The 20,303-nt window shown below is 38.8% G+C and carries 19 protein-coding genes; 16 read left to right on the top strand and 3 right to left on the bottom strand.

The genetic code is table 11. The annotated features are described in order from the left end of the window. Positions 1-76 precede the first annotated feature (76 nt). On the bottom strand, positions 77-619 hold the full coding sequence (smrB, locus tag DK866_RS00435) for an endonuclease SmrB (RefSeq protein WP_109407280.1): 543 nt from the start codon (positions 617-619) through the stop codon (positions 77-79). Between the two features lie 590 nt (positions 620-1,209). Here smrB and prmB point away from each other — a divergent pair. From prmB to DK866_RS00400, 7 genes are all read left to right on the top strand, one after another. Beyond that, a complete protein-coding gene (gene prmB / locus DK866_RS00430; RefSeq protein WP_109407279.1) occupies positions 1,210-2,142 on the top strand; it encodes a 50S ribosomal protein L3 N(5)-glutamine methyltransferase in 933 nt (310 codons plus the stop codon). 84 nt (positions 2,143-2,226) lie between these two features. After that, positions 2,227-3,312, top strand: a complete 1,086-nt coding sequence (aroC, locus tag DK866_RS00425) for a chorismate synthase (protein ID WP_109407278.1) — start codon at positions 2,227-2,229, stop codon at positions 3,310-3,312. Positions 3,313-3,485: 173 nt separating this feature from the next. Next, positions 3,486-4,286, top strand: coding sequence for a sulfite exporter TauE/SafE family protein (locus tag DK866_RS00420; protein WP_072068644.1), 801 nt, complete (start codon positions 3,486-3,488; stop codon positions 4,284-4,286). 18 nt (positions 4,287-4,304) lie between these two features. After that, a complete protein-coding gene (locus DK866_RS00415; RefSeq protein WP_109407277.1) occupies positions 4,305-4,859 on the top strand; it encodes an elongation factor P hydroxylase in 555 nt (184 codons plus the stop codon). 152 nt (positions 4,860-5,011) lie between these two features. Next, positions 5,012-5,284: a YfcL family protein gene (locus DK866_RS00410; protein WP_109407276.1), complete on the top strand. Its 273-nt coding sequence runs from the start codon at positions 5,012-5,014 to the stop codon at positions 5,282-5,284. 327 nt (positions 5,285-5,611) lie between these two features. Next, positions 5,612-6,508 (top strand): hypothetical protein, encoded by an 897-nt coding sequence (locus tag DK866_RS00405; protein ID WP_109407275.1) that lies wholly within the window; start codon positions 5,612-5,614, stop codon positions 6,506-6,508. A 110-nt stretch (positions 6,509-6,618) separates the two neighbouring features. Continuing rightward, a complete protein-coding gene (locus DK866_RS00400; RefSeq protein ID WP_109407274.1) occupies positions 6,619-7,170 on the top strand; it encodes a GNAT family N-acetyltransferase in 552 nt (183 codons plus the stop codon). A 79-nt stretch (positions 7,171-7,249) separates the two neighbouring features. Here the strand turns inward: DK866_RS00400 and mnmC are convergent, their stop codons facing one another. Next, positions 7,250-9,301 (bottom strand): bifunctional tRNA (5-methylaminomethyl-2-thiouridine)(34)-methyltransferase MnmD/FAD-dependent 5-carboxymethylaminomethyl-2-thiouridine(34) oxidoreductase MnmC, encoded by a 2,052-nt coding sequence (gene mnmC, locus DK866_RS00395; protein WP_109407273.1) that lies wholly within the window; start codon positions 9,299-9,301, stop codon positions 7,250-7,252. Positions 9,302-9,506: 205 nt separating this feature from the next. On the opposite strand from mnmC, the gene fabB reads away from it, so the two are divergent. Next, positions 9,507-10,718: a beta-ketoacyl-ACP synthase I gene (gene fabB, locus DK866_RS00390; RefSeq protein ID WP_109407272.1), complete on the top strand. Its 1,212-nt coding sequence runs from the start codon at positions 9,507-9,509 to the stop codon at positions 10,716-10,718. A 564-nt stretch (positions 10,719-11,282) separates the two neighbouring features. Here the strand turns inward: fabB and DK866_RS00385 are convergent. Next, positions 11,283-12,203 carry a DMT family transporter gene (locus DK866_RS00385; RefSeq protein WP_109407271.1) on the bottom strand — a complete coding sequence of 307 codons (921 nt, stop codon included), beginning with the start codon at positions 12,201-12,203 and terminating at the stop codon, positions 11,283-11,285. 121 nt (positions 12,204-12,324) lie between these two features. Between DK866_RS00385 and DK866_RS00380 the strand changes: the two genes are divergently transcribed. From DK866_RS00380 to dedD, 8 genes are all read left to right on the top strand, one after another. Continuing rightward, positions 12,325-13,107, top strand: coding sequence for an AraC family transcriptional regulator (locus DK866_RS00380; protein WP_109407270.1), 783 nt, complete (start codon positions 12,325-12,327; stop codon positions 13,105-13,107). A 149-nt stretch (positions 13,108-13,256) separates the two neighbouring features. Continuing rightward, the gene (gene pdxB / locus DK866_RS00375; RefSeq protein WP_109407269.1) at positions 13,257-14,399 is read left to right on the top strand and encodes a 4-phosphoerythronate dehydrogenase PdxB; all 1,143 of its coding nucleotides are present in this window, start codon (positions 13,257-13,259) and stop codon (positions 14,397-14,399) included. A gap of 45 nt (positions 14,400-14,444) precedes the next feature. Beyond that, positions 14,445-15,455, top strand: coding sequence for an aspartate-semialdehyde dehydrogenase (locus tag DK866_RS00370; RefSeq protein ID WP_109407268.1), 1,011 nt, complete (start codon positions 14,445-14,447; stop codon positions 15,453-15,455). Continuing rightward, positions 15,455-16,339 carry a tRNA pseudouridine(38-40) synthase TruA gene (gene truA, locus DK866_RS00365; RefSeq protein ID WP_227335730.1) on the top strand — a complete coding sequence of 295 codons (885 nt, stop codon included), beginning with the start codon at positions 15,455-15,457 and terminating at the stop codon, positions 16,337-16,339. The genes DK866_RS00370 and truA overlap by 1 nt, the downstream gene beginning before the upstream one ends. Before the next feature lie 24 nt (positions 16,340-16,363). Then, on the top strand, positions 16,364-17,065 hold the full coding sequence (locus DK866_RS00360) for a DedA family protein (protein ID WP_109407267.1): 702 nt from the start codon (positions 16,364-16,366) through the stop codon (positions 17,063-17,065). A 169-nt stretch (positions 17,066-17,234) separates the two neighbouring features. Beyond that, complete coding sequence (accD, locus tag DK866_RS00355; RefSeq protein WP_109407266.1) at positions 17,235-18,197, top strand: acetyl-CoA carboxylase, carboxyltransferase subunit beta; 963 nt, start codon at positions 17,235-17,237, stop codon at positions 18,195-18,197. Next, positions 18,190-19,488 carry a bifunctional tetrahydrofolate synthase/dihydrofolate synthase gene (gene folC / locus DK866_RS00350; RefSeq protein WP_109407265.1) on the top strand — a complete coding sequence of 433 codons (1,299 nt, stop codon included), beginning with the start codon at positions 18,190-18,192 and terminating at the stop codon, positions 19,486-19,488. The genes accD and folC overlap by 8 nt, the downstream gene beginning before the upstream one ends. Then, entirely contained in the window at positions 19,478-20,134 is a 657-nt protein-coding gene (dedD, locus tag DK866_RS00345) for a cell division protein DedD (RefSeq protein ID WP_109407264.1), read from the top strand. The genes folC and dedD overlap by 11 nt, the downstream gene beginning before the upstream one ends. Positions 20,135-20,303 lie beyond the last annotated feature (169 nt).

Raw genomic sequence — 20,303 nt, 5'->3', positions numbered from 1 at the left:
AGTTCAATAAAAATAATTAACGCCTTATTTCACCATTTGGGTGATTTAAGGGTTAATGCTTGAGATAACTGATACGTCAACGACGGGCAATATCATCATTTTCGACTAACACTAATAACGCGGCATCACCTCCCCATTCTTTTGGGGCTTGATGGAATGCAATGACATCTGGGTGCTGTGCTAACCAAAGTGGTGTTTGTTGTTTTAAAATATGTTTGCCATGTCCATGCATAATACAAGCACAGTAAACGTGCTCTCGCCTACAGGCTGCAATCAAAGCACCAATCTCTTGTTTGGCAATTAGTTGCGTTAAACCATGTAAATCTAGAAAAAACTCAGGAACATAATCGCCACGACGTAGTTTTTTCAACTCATAAGCATTTGCGCCTTCTCTTAGGTAGCGCATAGGGCCTTCTGTCGCTAAATTAGGTTGAAATTCATCAGAAAAATAATATGAAGCATCAACTTGTTCTTGTTGCAAACGTTCAATAGCGTAGTGTGTCACTTTTTTACGTTTTGGTGAGTGAAGTATTTTATCTTGAGGTAATTTCTTTGTACCTTTTATCATTTCCTGAAATAACTCAATTTCAGAAGGTGACAGTGAAAATTTTTTATTCATTTTTTATGATTCTTCATAGTGTTACTGTTTTTATAAGGCAATAGTACATGAAATAGTGTCAGAGATAAAAAAGTATAGGTTATAAATTTTGCATAAAAAAAGGCAGGGTATCTACCCTGCCGAAATAGTCACATAGCTAGCAAATACGAGGTGATTAACAAATTGCGTTGCTCAGAATATCTGTGGAACATAAACTTTTTTATATCTTAAGCTTGCGGTAAAACTAAGATAAAAAGATATCAAAAAGAGTTTTCAAAAATTATGTATTTGTTATCAAGTGACTGCACATTGAATGAAAAACATCTCTAGGCGCATATTGGTATACAGTTAATTCTTTCATGTATTAAGTATGGTTCATTTTTAATTTCTTGCTAATGAAAGTTAAATTAAAAGTATAAAATATCAAATTTTAATTTTAAATGGTTCGTATGTTTTGCTTTTTATTCTATGACTGAAGTATAAAACCATAATAAGTGTGTTGATATAAGGCGTAGTGATAACGTTGTTATGTTTTTTTACGGTTTCCCGCTGATTTATCACCATCTTCATGGCAAACTACAGACTTTCTATTTCTTCAGAGGACAACCATTTTGGATATAACATTAAAAGAGGAAGCAGTTGCTGATTTAAGCACTATCCTAGATATGCTACGTTGGGCTATGAGTCAGTTTAATTCATCTGACATTTATTATGGTCATGGCACAGATAACGCATGGGATGAAGCATTACAGCTTGTATTACCAACTATTGCACTTCCTTTAGATATTCCAGATGCGCTGTTATCGACTAAATTAACAACCTCTGAAAAAATGGAAATTATTACTCTGATTGAAAGTCGAATTGAGGAAAAGATCCCTGTTCCTTATTTAACTCATCGTGCTTGGTTCTGCGGTCATGAATTTTATGTTGATGAACGTGTACTTATTCCTCGTTCCCCTATTGGTGAATTAATCAATAACCATTTTGATGGTTTAATCCAGCAAGAGCCAACACGTATTCTTGATTTATGTACCGGAAGTGGTTGTATCGCCATTGCATGTGCTCATGAATTTGAAGATGCAGAAGTGGATGCGGTTGATATTTCTGTAGATGCTCTGGAAGTGGCAGAATTTAATATTGAAAACCACGGTCTGGCTCATCGTGTTTACCCAATGCAATCTGATTTATTTAACGCTATTGTTCCAACGCCTTACGATATTATTGTGACGAATCCGCCTTATGTTGATGTTGAAGATATGGGTGATTTACCAGATGAATACCAAGTTGAACCAGAATTAGCATTGGCATCAGGTATTGATGGTCTTGATATTACACGCCAAATTTTACTAAAAGCGCCTGAATATTTAAGTGAAAAAGGTGTTCTTGTGTGTGAAGTAGGAAACAGCATGGTTCATCTTATCGAACAATTCCCAGACGTTCCGTTTACATGGCTTGAGTTTGATAATGGTGGGCTTGGTGTCTTTATGCTAACTCGCGAACAGCTTGTCGAATATTCAGCGTGTTTTTCTACTGATAAACGTTGATGTAACAGCAATGAGACGGTAGATTGTTATTTATTGCAAATAACATATTGATAACATCACACAGTAAAAGATAGGAATAAAGGGATGGCAGGAAACAGTATCGGACAATTATTCAGAGTGACGACTTTCGGTGAGTCTCATGGTGTTGCATTAGGTTGTATTGTTGATGGTGTGCCTCCTGGATTACCTTTAACAGAAGCCGATTTACAAGTTGATTTAGATAGACGTAGACCCGGAACTTCACGCTATACCACACAACGTCGTGAGCCTGATCAAGTTCGTATTTTGTCGGGTGTATTTAATGGTGTTACTACAGGAACTAGCATCGGTTTGTTGATTGAAAACACCGACCAACGCTCTCAAGATTACAGTGAAATCAAAGATGTTTTTCGTCCTGGTCATGCTGATTATACCTACGAACAAAAATATGGTTTACGTGATTATCGTGGTGGTGGGCGCTCTTCTGCTCGTGAGACAGCTATGCGTGTTGCCGCAGGTGCAATTGCAAAAAAATACCTAAAAGAGAAATTGGGTATCGAAGTTCGAGGTTACCTATCTCAATTAGGGCCAATTACGTGTGATCTTGTTGATTGGTCTATTGTCGAAAGTAATCCATTTTTCTGTCCTGATCCTTCGCGTTTAGATGCACTTGATGAATATATGCGCGCACTTAAGAAAGAAGGCAATTCTATTGGCGCAAAAGTCACCGTTGTTGCTCAAGGCGTACCAGCTGGATTTGGTGAACCTGTCTTTGATCGACTAGATGCTGATTTAGCACATGCTTTGATGAGTATTAATGCTGTTAAAGGTATTGAAATTGGTGATGGTTTTGGTGTTGTAACATTAAAAGGTACAGAGAACCGAGATGAAATCACCAAGAATGGTTTTACCAGTAACCATGCTGGTGGGATTTTAGGTGGAATTAGCAGTGGTCAGCCTATTGTTGCACATATCGCATTAAAACCGACCTCTAGTATTACGATTGCAGGCAAAACAATTAATCGTGACGGTGAGGAAGTCGATATGATAACTAAGGGGCGTCACGATCCTTGTGTGGGAATACGCGCTATTCCAATTGCAGAAGCGATGATGGCAATTGTATTACTCGATCATGCATTGCGCCAGCGTGGTCAGTGTGGTGATGTTGTGCCACCTTTAATGCAGTGGTAATCATTCTACATCAATAACGTGATTGATAAGCTGTAGTAAGTTTGATGTTAGCTTTAAAGGTGTGAGCGCCTAATTTTATTATGCTCAGACTGTGTTGCTGTTACTCTCTTCAAAATAAATAAACGAAAGAGACAGCAACACGTCCTTTCATTTCTGATAATTCGGATAGATAAATGGATTGGCTCTTTTCAGATGGCATCTACCTTCTTCTCTTCTTTGTCGCTTTAATTGCAGGTTTTATCGATTCAATTGCTGGTGGCGGCGGTTTAATTACTATTCCTGCTTTACTTTCGGTCGGTATTTCACCAGTACAAGCGCTTGCAACCAATAAACTGCAGTCTGTTGGTGGTTCATTTTCTGCAACACTCTATTTTATACGTCGCAGGGTTATTGATTTAAAATCCCAACGATTTGCGATTTTAATGACCTTTATTGGTGCGGTTTCTGGCGCTATGTTGGTGCAATTTATTAATCCAGAGGTTCTGAAACAAGCACTTCCTATTCTCACTATTGCTATTGGTCTTTATTTTCTTCTTACTCCGTCAATTGGTGCTCAAGACAGTAAACAACGTATTGGTTACTATACATTTGGCGCAATATTAGGCGGAGGTGTGGGTTTTTATGATGGTATTTTTGGACCTGGTACAGGTTCTTTTTTCGCTTTAGGTTATGTCATGTTACTTGGATATAATCTCTCAAAAGCGACTGCCCATGCTAAGTTACTCAATTTCACCTCTAATTTTGGATCCCTACTATTTTTTATTATTGGTGGGCAAGTTATTTGGACTCTTGGTTTAGTTATGCTTTGTGGGCAATTTATTGGTGCTCGCTTAGGTGCAGGCTTGGTTTTAACGAAAGGGCAAAAATTAATAAGGCCTATGCTGGTCATTATCTCCTTCTTGATGAGCATCAAACTCATTAATGACAATCATGGCGATACTATTGCACTTTGGTTCTCTGCACTTTTTAATTAGGAATAAATGGTTTTTTAAATGTCAGCACATCATTACCAACAGTTAATTGATATCTTTAATCAATGTTTTAGCGAAAGTTTTCAAACCCGTTTAGTCAAAGGGGATGATGAGCCGATTTATTTGCCAGCAAATGAAGAGACACCTTATCACCAAATCATTTTTGCTCATGGCTTTTATGCGAGTGCATTACATGAAATATCACACTGGTGTATTGCAGGCGCGGCTCGTCGTCAACAAGTTGATTATGGCTACTGGTATTGCCCCGATGGACGTGACGAAACGACGCAAGGGCAGTTTGAGGTGGTAGAAATTAAACCTCAAGCACTGGATTGGTTATTTTGCCAAGCTGCGGGTTATCCTTTTAATGTCAGTTGTGACAATCTAGAAGGTAACTTTGAGCCTGATCGCTATGAGTTTAGAAACAAGGTCAGAGAACAAGTGCTTGCTTATTTACGAGATAAAAACGCGCCACCTCGTGCTCAGCTATTTATTAATGCGTTACATTTGTTTTACAATACCCCTGAGCTAACGGAAGAGATGTTTCCTTATCAGGAAAACCCTTTAGTTAATTAAGGATTGCGAGAATAACTATCGCTTATCCACTGTGAAGGTTTTACCCGATAGGGTGGAGTCTGATGTAGTAAGGTTGCTGTATCATACGTTTTCTGCATTGATAATGCAGTGTAGATGCAGAATACAGCAACATTATATATTGAGGATAAATAATGCTTTCTGAGTATGAAACGTACTTGTTAGATAGAATTGATAGCCGTGTTGAACATGCCACTGACGATGAGTTATTTGCTGGTGGATATTTACAAGGCCATATAACACTGGCTATTGCTGAGCTTGAGCAAGAAAACAACACACAATTAGAAGCGCTAAGAGCGCGTGTGGAAGAGAGCATTCAAAAGGCAATAAAAGCAGGTGAGCTATCGCCACCTGATCAAGTATTAGTATTATCTACGTGGCACGATTTAGTTAATTCAATTAATTAATTCTATATGTCTACCTAAGAGAACAACCGGCACAATCGGTTGTTTTTTCTTTCTTAAAATCTTATTAAAATAATGACACTTAAGTCATATTTAGGATATTTGCTGTTGAAAAAGGTGAGTGTTTAGTCAAAAATCAATCCTCACTATTTATCAATTGTTTTTATTTGATTTTTCAAAGTCGATGTATCTCTCATTGATTAAGCATAATAGTGCTATCTTTTGTAACACCTTGCCATTTCTGTAAAATTACTTTTAAATGTTTTTTAGGAATGTTTCTCGGGATGCAAATGATTTGCATAGAATATTTATGATAAGGATAACGATACGATGAAAAATTTCTTTAAAATAAGCCTACTTACAAGCGCTATTTTATTTTTGTCTGCTTGTGATCAAGTTGATTTAGATAATAAAAAAAATAAATTTTATTACAGTAATCCAAGCGAAAATATGATCAGCTTTAGTGTTGATGGTAAAGAATATCAGGTTGAACCTGGTAAAAATGGCTATATTACATTGTCGCCTGGTGAGCATAACTTAAAAGACAGTGCAGGCAATAATGCCCTTTTTATGGTTTATGACAACAATAATGGTGGCATATTAAACCCTGATAATTTCATGTACTACACCCTTTCTGAAGTGTATGCCGTGAAAGGGAAAACAGACCAGTTTAAAACGGTTGACTACCCACTGATTATTAATGGTTACGAGTTTGAACTCCCCGTACGTAGCACTAATGCTACATTAATTGATGGTAATACCTTTCAATGTACCTACCCTCTAGGCGAGCCATTTCCTAATGAAATTCGTACACGCAATAAAAATAATGACGGTGGTATAAAAAATAAGTGTTTTGATAAACCAGAATTTATTAAATATATTTCTGCTGAGTACGCTAAAGATTTAAATCCATTTACACAAGAAGATGAGTATAACGATTCGGTGAATCTCAATTTAGATTACATGCTACCGACGGCAGAATTTACTGATCCCGATATTCAAGCAGAAGCAGAAGAGCTTGTGTCGCTTTTAAATCAAATTCAGGAAAGTGAAGATCCAAAGATCCACAACGCATTAAAAGATAAACTTTATAAGGCGACATTGGCAGTCTCTAATGCGTATGCTAATAGGGCTGTAAAGGACTCTGTAGAAGATAATAAATATTACACACGTTTTATTGAGGCGAGTGGTCAGTTCCAATCCTATGGTATTTTACCGAAAGATTAAAATAGCTGAAAAAGTAGTCATCAATTTAGTGTTAATGTAAGCCATCCAATAGGATGGCTTTTTAATAAGTTTAATTATCAAAGTATTAAAGTATAGAACTGGAAATAGATATGACGATCACACAAAATAAAATAAAAAATAATGGTATTACACTTCGTCAAACACAAATTGATGATGCCATTAAATTACCTACGATTGAGCAATCTGCAGGGCAACTTTTTAGCATATTAGAAGACTTAAAGTGGATCAGCGAAAGTGATGTCCAAGGGGTTGAAACACATCTAGAATTTATTAACCAACATGAACATTGGGTCGCGGTTAATCACGACAATGAACCTGTGGGGTTTATTATGACGCAAGCATTGCCTGATAGTTTATTTATTCATGAACTCTCTGTCAGCCAAGATTGGCAAAATAACGGAATTGGTAAATTACTTATTCAAAAAGTCAAAGATGAAGCAAAGGCGCGCCAATTCAGTACCGTTACATTGACAACATTTCGTCATGTTCCTTGGAATGCACCGTATTATCAACGCTTAGGTTTTTCTATTTTGCCAGAAAATGAAGTTCCACACTCTTTGCAAGAAATCTTAGACGATGAAGTTGAAAGAGGGGGATTCGTGAAAGAAACGCGCTGTGCAATGAAATGTAAGATTTATTAGTTCATAACATTAAAAAAATAATAACGTTAAAATAAGCAACCTAAAGCGGTTGCTTATACACTAACGGGAGAAGCTACTTTTACTTTTTTACTTCAATCGGTTTTCCGCGTAGTAAAGGCCTTACCCAAAAACGATTAGGGTGTAAGGCATTCAATACACTATCTTCAACCGGGAAGGGTTCATCAAAAATTTGGCTTGCGAGAATTTCGGCTGATAACGGTGCTGAACATAATCCACGAGAGCCTAATGCACTGATGATATAAAGCTGATGATAAGCAGGCGCTAAAACGGGCGTTTGTCTTCTACGCTTAAACCTATCTAAATGAGTGTATGCTAGTAGCAAGTTTTCAAAGTCGGGTACTTCACCTAATAGCGGTAGATGATCGCGTATCGTACAACGAATACCGACTCGTGCATTGTTTTGGCTAAAATCAACATCAAAGCACCAAGGTGTTTTGGCTAAACAGTGCGTAAGATGATATTGATTGTCTTCTTGCTCCTCACTGGAAACCGTTAAATCTAACCTATCTCTGCGAAAGCTGGCGCCAACACAATGCAAATGATCTTGATTATCAACAGGTGTAAAATAGCCATCATAACAAAGCACTGTTTTTAATTTTGATAGTGTCTTTGTTGTTGGAATATGACTAACTTGGCCTCTAACCGCACTAATCGGTAACTTGGCACTTTGGGTAAAGTCGGTAATTCGATGTCCATTTGCCAAAATTACGCAATCATGTTGTGATTGAATTTGTGTCACATGATTATCGTTATGATGAACGATATTTAAGCTCCAAGATGAGTCATGTTGCATTATCTGCGTAACTTGATGATTAAAATGCAGTGTTAAACCCAATTGTTGAGCATGTTTTAGTGCTTGAGTGGTTAATTCAGTGGGAGAAAGCCAGCCAGCTTGCGGGTAAAAAAGCCCTTCGTAATTAATATCTAACCCGCACTGGGTATTTATCTCATCTTGAGAAAGGTAACAAGCTATTTCATGAAAAGATGCAGAATGATTAATTATTCGTTCTGCTTTTTTTCGCACTCTATCATTATAAATAAGTTGAGCAACACCAGACCATTGGTGAGAAAACATAATGCCAGCTTGGCTTAGATTGTCATAAGCACGTCGAGCAAATAAGAATGCGGTTGTAAAAAATTGCTCTATTTCGTCTGACTTACCATTTAACAAAGGGTATAAAACACCTTGTCTATTACCTGATGCATTTGTTGCGGGCTGTTTATCTTCACAATATAAGGTGACTTTAGCGCCTCTTCTTAAGCAAGAAAGTGCGATAAAAGTGCTAGCAATACCACCACCTATGATAGCGATATCTTGTGCTTGTGTTGCATGAGGTCGTGCATAATAAGGTAGGTATTCGGGGGAAGGTGAATGAGGGAATACACCTGTCAACATCTCTCTTTTTTGCCCAAATCCTTTGATTTTTTTTATCTCGAACCCAACACTTTGCAAACCTCGTTTTACAATACCGGCAGCAGTAAATGTCGAAAATGTGCCATTTTCTCTCATTGAATCTGCCATGGATTGAAAGAGTGTTTCACTCCACATTTGTGGATTTTTAGAAGGGGCAAAGCCATCGAGAAACCATGCATCTACTTTATTGCGTAGTGCTTGGCGAGTTTGCGGTAACAAGGTGTTGATATCACCAAACCATAAATCTAGTGTGATTGCCCCATCTGCGAGAATAATACGGTGGCAACCAGCGATAGGTAATGGCCATTGAGAACAAAGTGCTTTTGAATATTTTTCAAGTTCAGGCCAATGGCAATGCGCGGATTGTAAATCATTTTTTGTGAGAGGGAATTTTTCAAAGCTAACATAGTGAAGTCGCTTTAAACATGCATTGGGTGATGTTTGTCTAAATTGCTCAAACGCTTGCCACAGTGTTAAAAAATTCAGTCCAGTACCAAACCCTGTTTCTGCAATAACACATTCAGAGCGTACATGTGTACCAAAACGTAATGGAAAATGATTTCCCTGTAAGAATACGTGTCTTGTTTCTTCTAAGCCATCTTGGTTTGAAAAGTAAATATCGCCAAATTGTTCTGAGATAGGCGTACCAAGTTCATTCCAACTTAAAGATGCGGTATTTATCGGGCTATTATTCACGGAACTGCCTGTATTTCTCCAAAAAATTGTCTAATATCTTAGCGCTGTTAGCCAGGTTGTACCAGCCTTTAACGGGGAAGTGTTTTATCAGCTTATCTGCATTTTTGTAAAAAAGATCCTGATCGGACTTGTTCAGCGTACAACTGTACGCTAGAGTGCTACTCAGAAATCCCGCAGCTACAACTATTATTGTAAAGAGGTATGAATGAAGCGCGCAGTGATCACGGGTCTGGGTATTGTTTCGAGCATTGGTAATAACCAGAAAGAAGTGCTGGATTCTTTAAAGGAAGGCCGTTCCGGGATAACTTTCTCAGAAGAATTTAAAGAGATGGGGCTTCGTAGCCACATTTGGGGCAACGTTAAGCTTGATACTGAAGGTCTTATTGACCGTAAAATCCGCCGTTTTATGAGCGACGCATCGGTTTATGCCTATTTATCTATGCAAGAAGCGATAGCAGATTCAGGTCTGAGTGAAGACCAAGTTTCTAATATTCGTTCAGGTTTAGTCGTAGGATCTGGTGGTGGTTCTCCACGTAACCAAGTCCAAGGTTCTGATGGCATGAGAGCAAAAGGTCTACGTGGCGTAGGTCCTTATATGGTGACTCGTGCAATGGCATCGGGTGTTTCAGCGTGTTTAGCAACACCTTTTAAAATTAAAGGCGTTAACTATTCAATCAGTTCTGCTTGTTCAACATCAGCACACTGTATTGGCCACGCCGTTGAGCTTATCCAATTAGGCAAACAAGATGTTGTGTTTGCAGGTGGTGGCGAAGAATTAAGTTGGGAAATGACCTGCGAATTTGACGCTATGGGCGCACTTTCAACGAAATATAACGAAACACCAAGTAAAGCTTCCCGTACTTACGATAAAAACCGTGATGGTTTTGTTATCGCTGGTGGTGGCGGTATTGTGGTTGTTGAAGAGTTAGAACACGCATTAGCGCGTGGTGCACATATTTATGCTGAAGTTGTAGGCTATGGTGCAACTTCCGATGGCGCAGATATGGTTGCTCCTTCTGGTGAAGGTGCTGTTCGTTGTATGCAAATGGCAATGCAAGATGTTGAGAAAGTTGATTACATCAATACACATGGTACTTCAACGCCAGTTGGTGATTTAAAAGAACTTGAAGCTATCACTGAAGTATTTGGTACACATACACCAGCTATTTCAGCCACTAAAGCGATGACCGGTCACTCATTAGGTGCAGCTGGTGTACATGAAGCAATTTATAGCTTATTGATGTTAGAGCATGGTTTTATTGCACCAAGCATTAATATTGAAGAATTAGATGATAAAGCACTGGGTATGAATATCATTACTCAGCCAACAGAACAAAAGTTAAACACTGTAATGTCAAATAGCTTTGGTTTTGGTGGTACTAATGCTTCATTAGTAATGAGTAAATATAAAAACTAGTTAGTTATACTTATATTTTCTTATTAAAAAAGGCAGGCTTCATTTTAATGAAGCCTGCCTTTTTATTTTAAATTCACAAGTTAAAATAAATTATTATTCTAATAAAGATACTTTTCGAGTAAAAACTATTTAAAAAAGATTATATAAATAATCTTTAAAAATACCCCTTCTAATAGTTACCTATTTTATTATTCTAATAAAATAGACGATTTTTTATAACTAATTGTTTTAAATAATTAAATGAAACTAATCGTGTTTTATTTCAATCGTTTAATTTAATTGTAACTAAAATCATTAAATGTTTTGTTTTATATGGAGTTAGGTTAATAGAAAGGACTAATAGGACAAAAAGAGCTGTAAAAAATTGATCTGGATTATTTTATTACAAATAAGTAGAAGCTATTTAATATAAAAGTTGGTAATGTTTGCCACGGATACTTGTATTACTTTATATTTTATACTTTGATTTCTTATGTCAGTTTTATTTATAAAACCTAACATCATGAATGTGACCGGCTAAGAATTTAGCCGGTATTTTTTTATTGTTGTCTTTTTGACATTGACTCACATCTCCTGATGACAATCTGCTTTTTTCGTTGCAGACTGACGTCGGAAATTCAGTGGTGTTCTCAGTTGTTGCACTAAGAGCACACCCAATAATACAATACCACCACCCACTAAATGATAACTATGCATTTCTTCACCAAGAAGTGTGATAGCAATCATTGCTGTAAATAATGGCATTAGGTTCATAAAAATAGAGGTTGTATTCGCACCTAATTTCATCACACCTAAGATCCACAGGTAAGGTGCAAGAATAGAAGCACCAATCCCCGCGAAAATCACTAACCCAATATTGTCTTTCGTTAATGCCACGCTTTCTGCAAGAAAGAAGTTTGGTAATAATAACAGAACACCAAACCCAATTTGAACATAAAGTGATTGCCAATTAGGTAGTGCGATAGACCACCGTTTTGTTAAAACGCCATAAAGTGCGTATGATGCCGAAGCAATAAACATCATTAGCTCGCCATATCCCAATCCTTGAGAAAGTAACTGAGTCGGTTCTCCACGACTAATTAGCCAGACCAAACCACTAATTGAAAGCACAGTACCGAGCACTATTCCGACAGTAGGCACAACGCGTAAAACAAAAATACTGATAATGACAGTCAGTAATGGGATCAACGAGTTCAAGATGCCCATAAATGTGGCGCTGACATAATGTGCAGCATAATAAGCCAAACTCTGGTACATCACCATTCCTAATGCACCAAGAATAAATAATTTCCACCAATATTGTTTGACGGTTTTACGATGGTGCCAAACAGGCATGATCAAAAAAGGCGTCATAATTAAAAAGGCGAGAAACCAACGATAAAAAGAGATAGCCGCAGGATCGATAACAGACGCAGCTGCTTTATTGACGACGGCATTAATGGACCAGATCAGTACCGCTAAAAGCGGAAATATTGCGTTTTTCATTGTTCTCACATCTATTTTTAAACCAGGTTGCTATTGTAAGCTTGTCTGATTAGATATATATAATGAAAACCAGACAACAGATAGGTCAATAAAGACAACATGACAAGAGAACAACATAAAGATGACAATTGAACAACAAAAAATGCAATGGTTATTGTCTGATCCAGATACAGTGCGATTTCGTGATGAGCAACTATTAGCTGAAACCGAGTTTGTTTATCATCAACATGATTTTGGTCAGTTGCTTTATGTGATTTCTGGTGTCATGGATTTAGAAGCTGGAGGACAGCGGTTTTTAGCACCCCCTGAATTTAGTGTGTGGATACCTAAAAATGTAGGGCATGCTAGTTATAATAAAAAGACACTCTCTTTTAAGGTGCTAGATATCGCACCAAGTTGGTGTGAAGGTTTGTTAGATAAACCGTGTTTAATTCAATTAAGTGCTATTTTTTCAACTATATTTTCTGATTTCTTTCATCGTGGTGTCTGTAAACCACAAACAGAAGAAGATTTTCGCTTAGCACAAGTGTTGATAGATCAGCTTAAAGCTTCACCGATTCATCATACATACTTACCTTCTTCTAAAGATAAATTACTTGCCCCAATACTTTCTGCATTAGAGCAGGACCCAGCGGATAATACTTCGTTAGAAGAATGGGCTAAAAAACGTTATACCTCAGAGAGAACACTTTCTCGTCGTTGCCAACAAGAATTAGGCATGTCTTTTAGTGAATGGCGTAAGCGCTTACGTTTTTTACATGCAATTTCTTTATTAGAACAAGGAAAAAGTGTGAATGAAATTGCGTTTGATGTGGGATACAGCTCTTCGTCTACATTTATTGCAATGTTTCAACAATTTGCTGGCACAACGCCAGAACGTTTTCGTCGATTACCCAATTGCTAAGTCTTCTTTTCATATATTTACTTAAAATCTAGGCAGATTTTACTGTCAATAATAGGCTTTGTTGTTAATAAGTGGCAAAATAGACCGCTTAAATTTATTTTTTGATTGATTGTTTACACACATAAATACCAAATCAGTGAGATAACACAGTGAAAATTCTGGTTGATGAAAACATGCCTTATGCGGAACAGCTTTTCCGCCAATTAGGTGAGGTAAAAGCGGTTTCTGGTCGTCCTTTACCTATTGATGAACTTAATGATTCTGATGCCTTAATGGTGAGATCGATTACTAAAGTCAATGAATCCTTATTATCAGGCAAGCCAGTGAGATTTGTTGGAACGGCAACGGCCGGTTTTGACCATGTGGATATTGCATGGTTAGAGCAACAACAAATTGGTTTTTCATCAGCACCAGGTTGTAATGCTATTGCTGTTGTAGAATATGTATTTTCTGCACTGATGATGCTCGCAGAGCAAGATGGCTTTCAATTAGCCGATAAAGTTGTTGGTATTGTGGGCGTGGGTAATGTCGGTGGGCGATTAGCAACACGCTTACGCGCATTAGGTGTCAATGTATTACTTTGCGATCCACCTAGAGCAGATAACGGTGATAATGAAGAATTTCATTCATTGGAAACGCTATTAGAAAAAGCGGACATTCTGACTTTCCATACACCTCTCAATAAATCAGGTCCATACAAAAGTTATCATTTGATAAATGAGAACAACCTCGAAAAATTACCTGAAGGACGTATTTTAATTAATGCGAGCCGTGGTGAGGTTGTTGATAATCAAGCACTATTATCTGTACTTGAGAAAGGTAAATCCTTACGTGTGGTATTAGATGTTTGGGAGCCAGAGCCAGATCTCTCTATTGAATTATTAAATAAAGTCGATATAGGCACTCCACATATTGCGGGTTATACCTTAGAAGGTAAAGCGCGCGGTACAACACAAGTATTTGAAGCTTATTGTGATTTTATTGGACAGCCTCAACAAGTTGAATTATCAACCTTGTTGCCAGCACCGACTATTTCAACAATTTCAGTACAAGGTGAGCTAACACAAACGTTATTAAAACAACTGATCCACCTTGTTTATGATGTGCGTCGAGATGATGCACCATTACGAAAAGTGGCCGGTGTAAAAGGAGAGTTTGATAAATTACGCAAACTTTATCCTGTACGCCGTGAATGGTCTTCACTACATGTAATTTGTGATAACCAAACCACGGCCAATACATTAAGTGCGATTGGTTTTAGTGCTACATACAAAAGTGTTACACGCAAATAAAGCACAACATTATTTTTAAAATTTTATGGTATTGGAGGATATCTTATGGGAGAAGGTTGGAATATTGCTGTTGTTGGTGCAACAGGTGCTGTTGGTGAAGCTATTTTAGAGCTGTTGCAAGAGCGTGAATTTCCCATTGGTGAACTGACGGCAATCGCAAGCGAAGACAGTATTGGAAAATCTGTGCGTGTAAACAGCAAAAGTGTTGCTGTTCAAGGTATTCACAATATCGAATGGGCAGATATTCAATTAGCTTTCTTTGCTGCTCCGACAGAAATTAGTGCGCAATATGCACAGCAAGCAGCAGACTCAGGCTGCATCGTCATTGATTGTAGTGGCATATTTGCTATGGATTGGGATGTACCACTGATAGTACCCGGCGTGAATAGCTCAATGCTTGCAGAATATCGCACCCGTAATATCGTTTCTATTGCTGATAGTATGGTAAGCCAATTGTTACGTGCGATTAATCCATTAACAGAAGCTGCTGGTTTGACTCGTCTTAGTGTGACCAATTTAATGTCAGTCTCCCGTTTTGGAAAACAAGCAGTTGATGAACTTGCTGGACAAAGTGCTCGTTTACTTAATGGTGTTCCACCTGAATTAGGCCGTTTTAATAAGCAACTAGCCTTTAATATTCTACCTCTTATGGTTGATGACGAAGGCTCAGTACAAGAAGAGAGTCGCATGGTTGACCAAATTCGTAAAATCTTACAAGACGAAGGCCTTCCAATTTCAGTCACTACATTACAAGCTCCAGTTTTCTATGGTAATGCGCAATCAGTGCAATTAGAAACATCACGCCCAATGGGCAGTGATGAAGCACGTGGAACATTGCAAGAAAATGAAGACCTGAGTATCAGTGATGAAAATGATTTTCCAACACAAGTGACCGATGCTTCGGGGAATGTGAGCCTAAATTTAGGTTGCTTCCGTAATGATTATGGTATGCCAGAAGCCTTACAATTTTGGTCAGTGGCAGATAATGTGCGCTTTGGTGGGGCATTAATGGCTGTTGAAGTGGCAGAACAATTAATGCAGGAGCAGTTTTACTAATGAATGCGCCAGTGAGTGCTGAAGTAACAGAACAACCTTTGACTGAGTCAACGGTTATTTCTGAAAGCACAACAATCAAAATCGCGTTAGGCGTTGAGTATGATGGTAGTCGTTATTATGGCTGGCAACGCCAAAATGAAGTGCGCAGTGTACAAGAACGGTTAGAAAAAGCCCTTTCACAAGTGGCTAATGAACCTATATCAGTTTTTTGTGCCGGAAGAACAGATGCTGGAGTGCATGCAACGGGGCAAGTTGTCCATTTTGAAACAACGGCACACCGTAAAGATCCCGCATGGACAATGGGTGTTAATACCCATTTACCTGCGGATATCGCTGTACGTTGGGTAAAAACGGTTTCTGATGATTTCCATGCACGTTTTAGTGCAACGGCAAGACGTTATCGCTATGTGATTTTTAATCATCGCTATCGTCCCGCTATATTATCATCTGGAGTGACGCATTTTCATTACCCTTTAGATGCTGAGCGTATGCATCAGGCCGCCCAATGTTTATTGGGTGAAAATGATTTTACCTCTTTTAGAGCCGTTCAATGTCAATCACGAACGCCATGGCGTAACGTTATGCATGTTAACGTTTCTCGATATGGTGATTATGTTGTGGTGGATATTAAAGCGAATGCTTTTGTACACCATATGGTGCGAAATATTGTCGGTAGCCTTTTAGAAATAGGGTGTGGCAATCAGGACATTACTTGGATGGCTGAATTATTAGCCTTAAAAGACAGAACCAAGGCCGCTGCAACAGCTAAAGCAAATGGCTTGTATTTGGTGGCAGTGGATTATCCTGAGCATTTTGAATTACCAAAACCTGCAATGGGCCCACTATTTTTAGCGGATAACCCTATTGAGATATCTCAATCATAAAAACACCCAGTTCTCTGAGGATTTATGGAAATATTAACGCAATTTGTTGATTTGATAAAATTTCTAATTGATTTTATTTTACATATTGATGCGCATTTAGCAGAGCTCGTCGCGCAATATGGTACATGGGTCTATGCCATTTTGTTTCTGATTGTTTTTTGTGAAACGGGGCTGGTGGTAACGCCATTTTTACCTGGTGATTCATTACTGTTTGTTGCTGGTGCTTTAGCTTCTTTAGATACCAATGATGTGAATGTCCATATTATTGTCTTACTATTGCTTTGCGCCGCGATTTTAGGTGATGCAGTGAACTATTCTATAGGGCGACTTTTTGGCGAAAAGCTATTTAGTAAGCCTAATTCACGTATTTTCCGTCGTGAATATCTGGATAAAACCCATGCTTTTTATGAAAAACATGGTGGTAAAGCGATTATTTTGGCAAGATTCGTGCCGATTATCCGAACTTTTGCGCCATTCGTTGCAGGAATGGGAAAAATGTCATATCGTCATTTTGCCTTTTATAATGTTACTGGGGCAATTGCATGGGTACTGTTATTTACTTATGCGGGATACTTTTTTGGTGACTTAGATATAGTTCAAAAGAACTTAAAATTGCTAATTGTTGCCATTATTGTTATTTCTATTTTACCGGGCGTCATTGAGATCATACGCCATCGCAGAGCGAGTGCAAAAGCGAAGAAAGAAAGTGATAGCAAAGAGGTTTGAGCAGTTATCATTAGTTTTTGCCGTAGAATAGCCATAATAAAGAGATGCGCTGAAATTCAGTAAGCGGTATCATCATAAACTTTGCTAACCACACAGCCAGTGCATTGTGGTTGATACGCTCACAATAATTTTACTGGCGAAGGTCAGATTCAGACGAAAAGGTCCGTTAATGAGCTGGATTGAAAAAATTCTAAATAAAAGCACTATCACAAGTTCACGTAAAGCCAATATCCCAGAAGGAGTTTGGACTAAATGTGATAGCTGTGGACAGGTACTCTATCGCGCAGAATTAGAGCGTAATTTAGAGGTTTGTCCTAAATGTGATCACCATATGCGCATTTCAGCGCGCCGTCGCCTTGAGACTTTCCTTGATACAGGAAGTACCACAGAATTAGGTAGTGAATTAGAGCCTAAAGATATTCTGAAATTCCGCGACTCCAAAAAATACAAAGACAGAATTAGCGCTGCTCAAAAGCAAACTCAGGAAAAAGACGCATTAGTCGTCATGAAAGGAACATTGAAAAAGATGCCAGTTGTTGCTGCTTCTTTTGAGTTTGCGTTTATGGGCGGCTCTATGGCTTCTGTGGTTGGGGCGCGCTTTGTTCGTGCTGTTGAACAAGCACTAGAAGATAATTGTCCTCTGGTTTGCTTCTCTGCAAGTGGCGGTGCGCGTATGCAAGAAGCGCTGATGTCATTAATGCAAATGGCAAAAACCAGTGCAGCATTAGCAAAAATGCAAGAACGTGGTTTGCCTTATATCTCAGTGATGACTGATCCTACAATGGGCGGTGTTTCTGCAAGTTTAGCCATGTTAGGCGATATTAACGTTGCGGAGCCTAAAGCACTGATTGGTTTTGCAGGCCCACGCGTTATTGAGCAAACTGTACGTGAGAAACTGCCAGCAGGTTTCCAACGTAGTGAGTTTTTGTTAGAAAAAGGGGCGATTGATATGATTGTTCGTCGTCCAGAAATGCGTGATGAGCTGGCTGAATTACTGGCTAAGCTGACTCAATATGATTTAGTCGAAGATGAAGATGAAATTATTGGCGAAGAAATGATTGCTGATGAAATTGAATCTGCTGATAACGAGCCAGAAATTAACATCGAAACGAATAAAAAAGAAGATGTCTAATATCATAACTGCTCCTAAAGCCACATCGCCTCTGTCGGTGTGGCTTTCTTATCTTGAACACTTACATTCAAGCGCCATTGATATGGGGTTGGAACGTGTAGGCGAGGTAGGAAAAATATTAAATGTGTTACGCCCTGCACCTAAAGTCATTACTGTTTCAGGTACAAATGGAAAAGGCACAACCTGTCATATGCTAGAGTCAATCTTGATGGCATCAGGATTGAAAGTCGGCGTTTATAGCTCACCTCATCTTGTTCGCTACACAGAACGTGTACGTATTCAAGGCAAAGAACTTTCCGAAGATGCTTTTTGTGAAGTTTTTGCAGAAATTGAACAAGCTAGAGGCGATATTTCGCTGACCTTTTTTGAATATGGCACTCTGGCTGCGCTGAAGTTATTTCAACAAGCACAACTTGATGTTGTTATTCTTGAAGTAGGATTAGGCGGTCGATTAGATGCGACGAATATCGTTGATGCAGATATTGCGGCTATCACAAGTATTGCACTCGATCATACTGATTGGTTAGGTGCAGATAGAGAGCATATTGGTCACGAGAAAGCTGGTATTTTCCGTGCTAATCACTACGCAGTTGTGGGTGAGCCAGATATGCCTCATTCCATTGCTGAAGTTGCCAATGGAAAACAGGCTAAGCTTTTCCGTCGAGAAACGGATTGGTCTTTTGTTATTGAAGGTGATCATTGGCATTGGCGTTGTGCTGATTGTGAATTTGATGCGTTGCCTATCCCTAATATTCCGCTAGCCAATGCGGCGACAGCGATGGGGGTCATCCGTTGCTTGCTCAAATCTGATGATAAGGTCAGTCAAGCAATAACACAGCAAAGCATTGTTGAAGGTATGTCTCGAGCACAATTACCTGGACGTTTTCAGGTAATTTCACAGCATCCTCTAGTTATCTTTGATGTGGCACATAATCCTCATGCAGCAGGATATTTAGCTGAAAAATTATCACAATTACCGCGTAAGTCTGATACCAAAGTGCGTATTGTTGTTGGTATGCTAGGTGATAAAGATATTGCGGGAACATTAGCGTGTTTAATGCCATTGGCGGATAATTGGTATGTTGCGCCACTTAATGAATTTCGTGGCGCTTCAGCGGATGTACTTGCTCAACATCTTGAAAACCCATCGGTATTTGAGAGTGTAGAGGCGGCATGGAAACAAGCTATGTCCGATGCTAATCCTAATGATATCGTCGTGGTTTGTGGCTCATTTCATACAGTCGCACATGTGATGGAACTTTTGGAAAAGGAGAGTGTGGGTGGCGAGTAAATTTCAAAATCGCTTAGTCGGAGCCGTGGTATTAGTGGCTGTAGGGGTTATTTTTTTACCTGCGTTGCTTGACGGCGATAAGAAATATAACGAAGACCAATTTGCCGCTATTCCTTTAGTACCAAAACCGGGCGATGAACAAGAAATTGAATCTATCGCTCCTATAGAGCAAACAACAACGCCTTCAACACCATCAGAAGGCGCTTCTGAAGCAATGCTTTCTGAAGCAGTCACGGGTGTTGAACAATCTACGGCAACAGCACCACAACCACCAACCGTTGTTCCTGTTACGCCACCAGTACAACCAACGCCGACACCTCCTGTACAGCCAACGCCTGTACCACCGGTGGTCACACCACCTGTACAACCACCAGCACCACCAGTGCAAGAAACCAAACCACCAAAAGGTGAAGCTTGGGTTGTTCAATTAGGTGCATTGAAAAATGCGGCGAAGGTTGAAGAAATTATTGCGAAAATGCATTTCTCAGGTTACCCGGTGTATACCGTACCCGCGCGTCCTGTTGCTGGTCAAATGACTCGAATTTACATTGGGCCAAGTGCATCTAAGTCAGAATTACAGGCTATTTTGCCTCATTTAAAAGAGCTTACAGGCTTACAAGGTGAGGTAAGGGCATATAAGCCTTAATTTTTCTAAACGAGTCATCTGATGAGTGATGTAACAAAGCGTTAACTTATTGCGGCGATTATGATTTTTCATATCGCCGTAAATTATTTTGAAATTAGCGAAAATTAGCATTACGCAAACGTTTTCGTTTTCTGTTAGAATGCTTCCGTATTAATGCGGAGCATCATTA

It is taken from the genome of Proteus genomosp. 4 str. ATCC 51469, assembly GCF_003144375.1.
GTDB lineage: Bacteria > Pseudomonadota > Gammaproteobacteria > Enterobacterales > Enterobacteriaceae > Proteus.
Note: the sequence above shows the minus strand (reverse complement) of the source record. Positions and strands in the feature narration are given on the sequence as shown.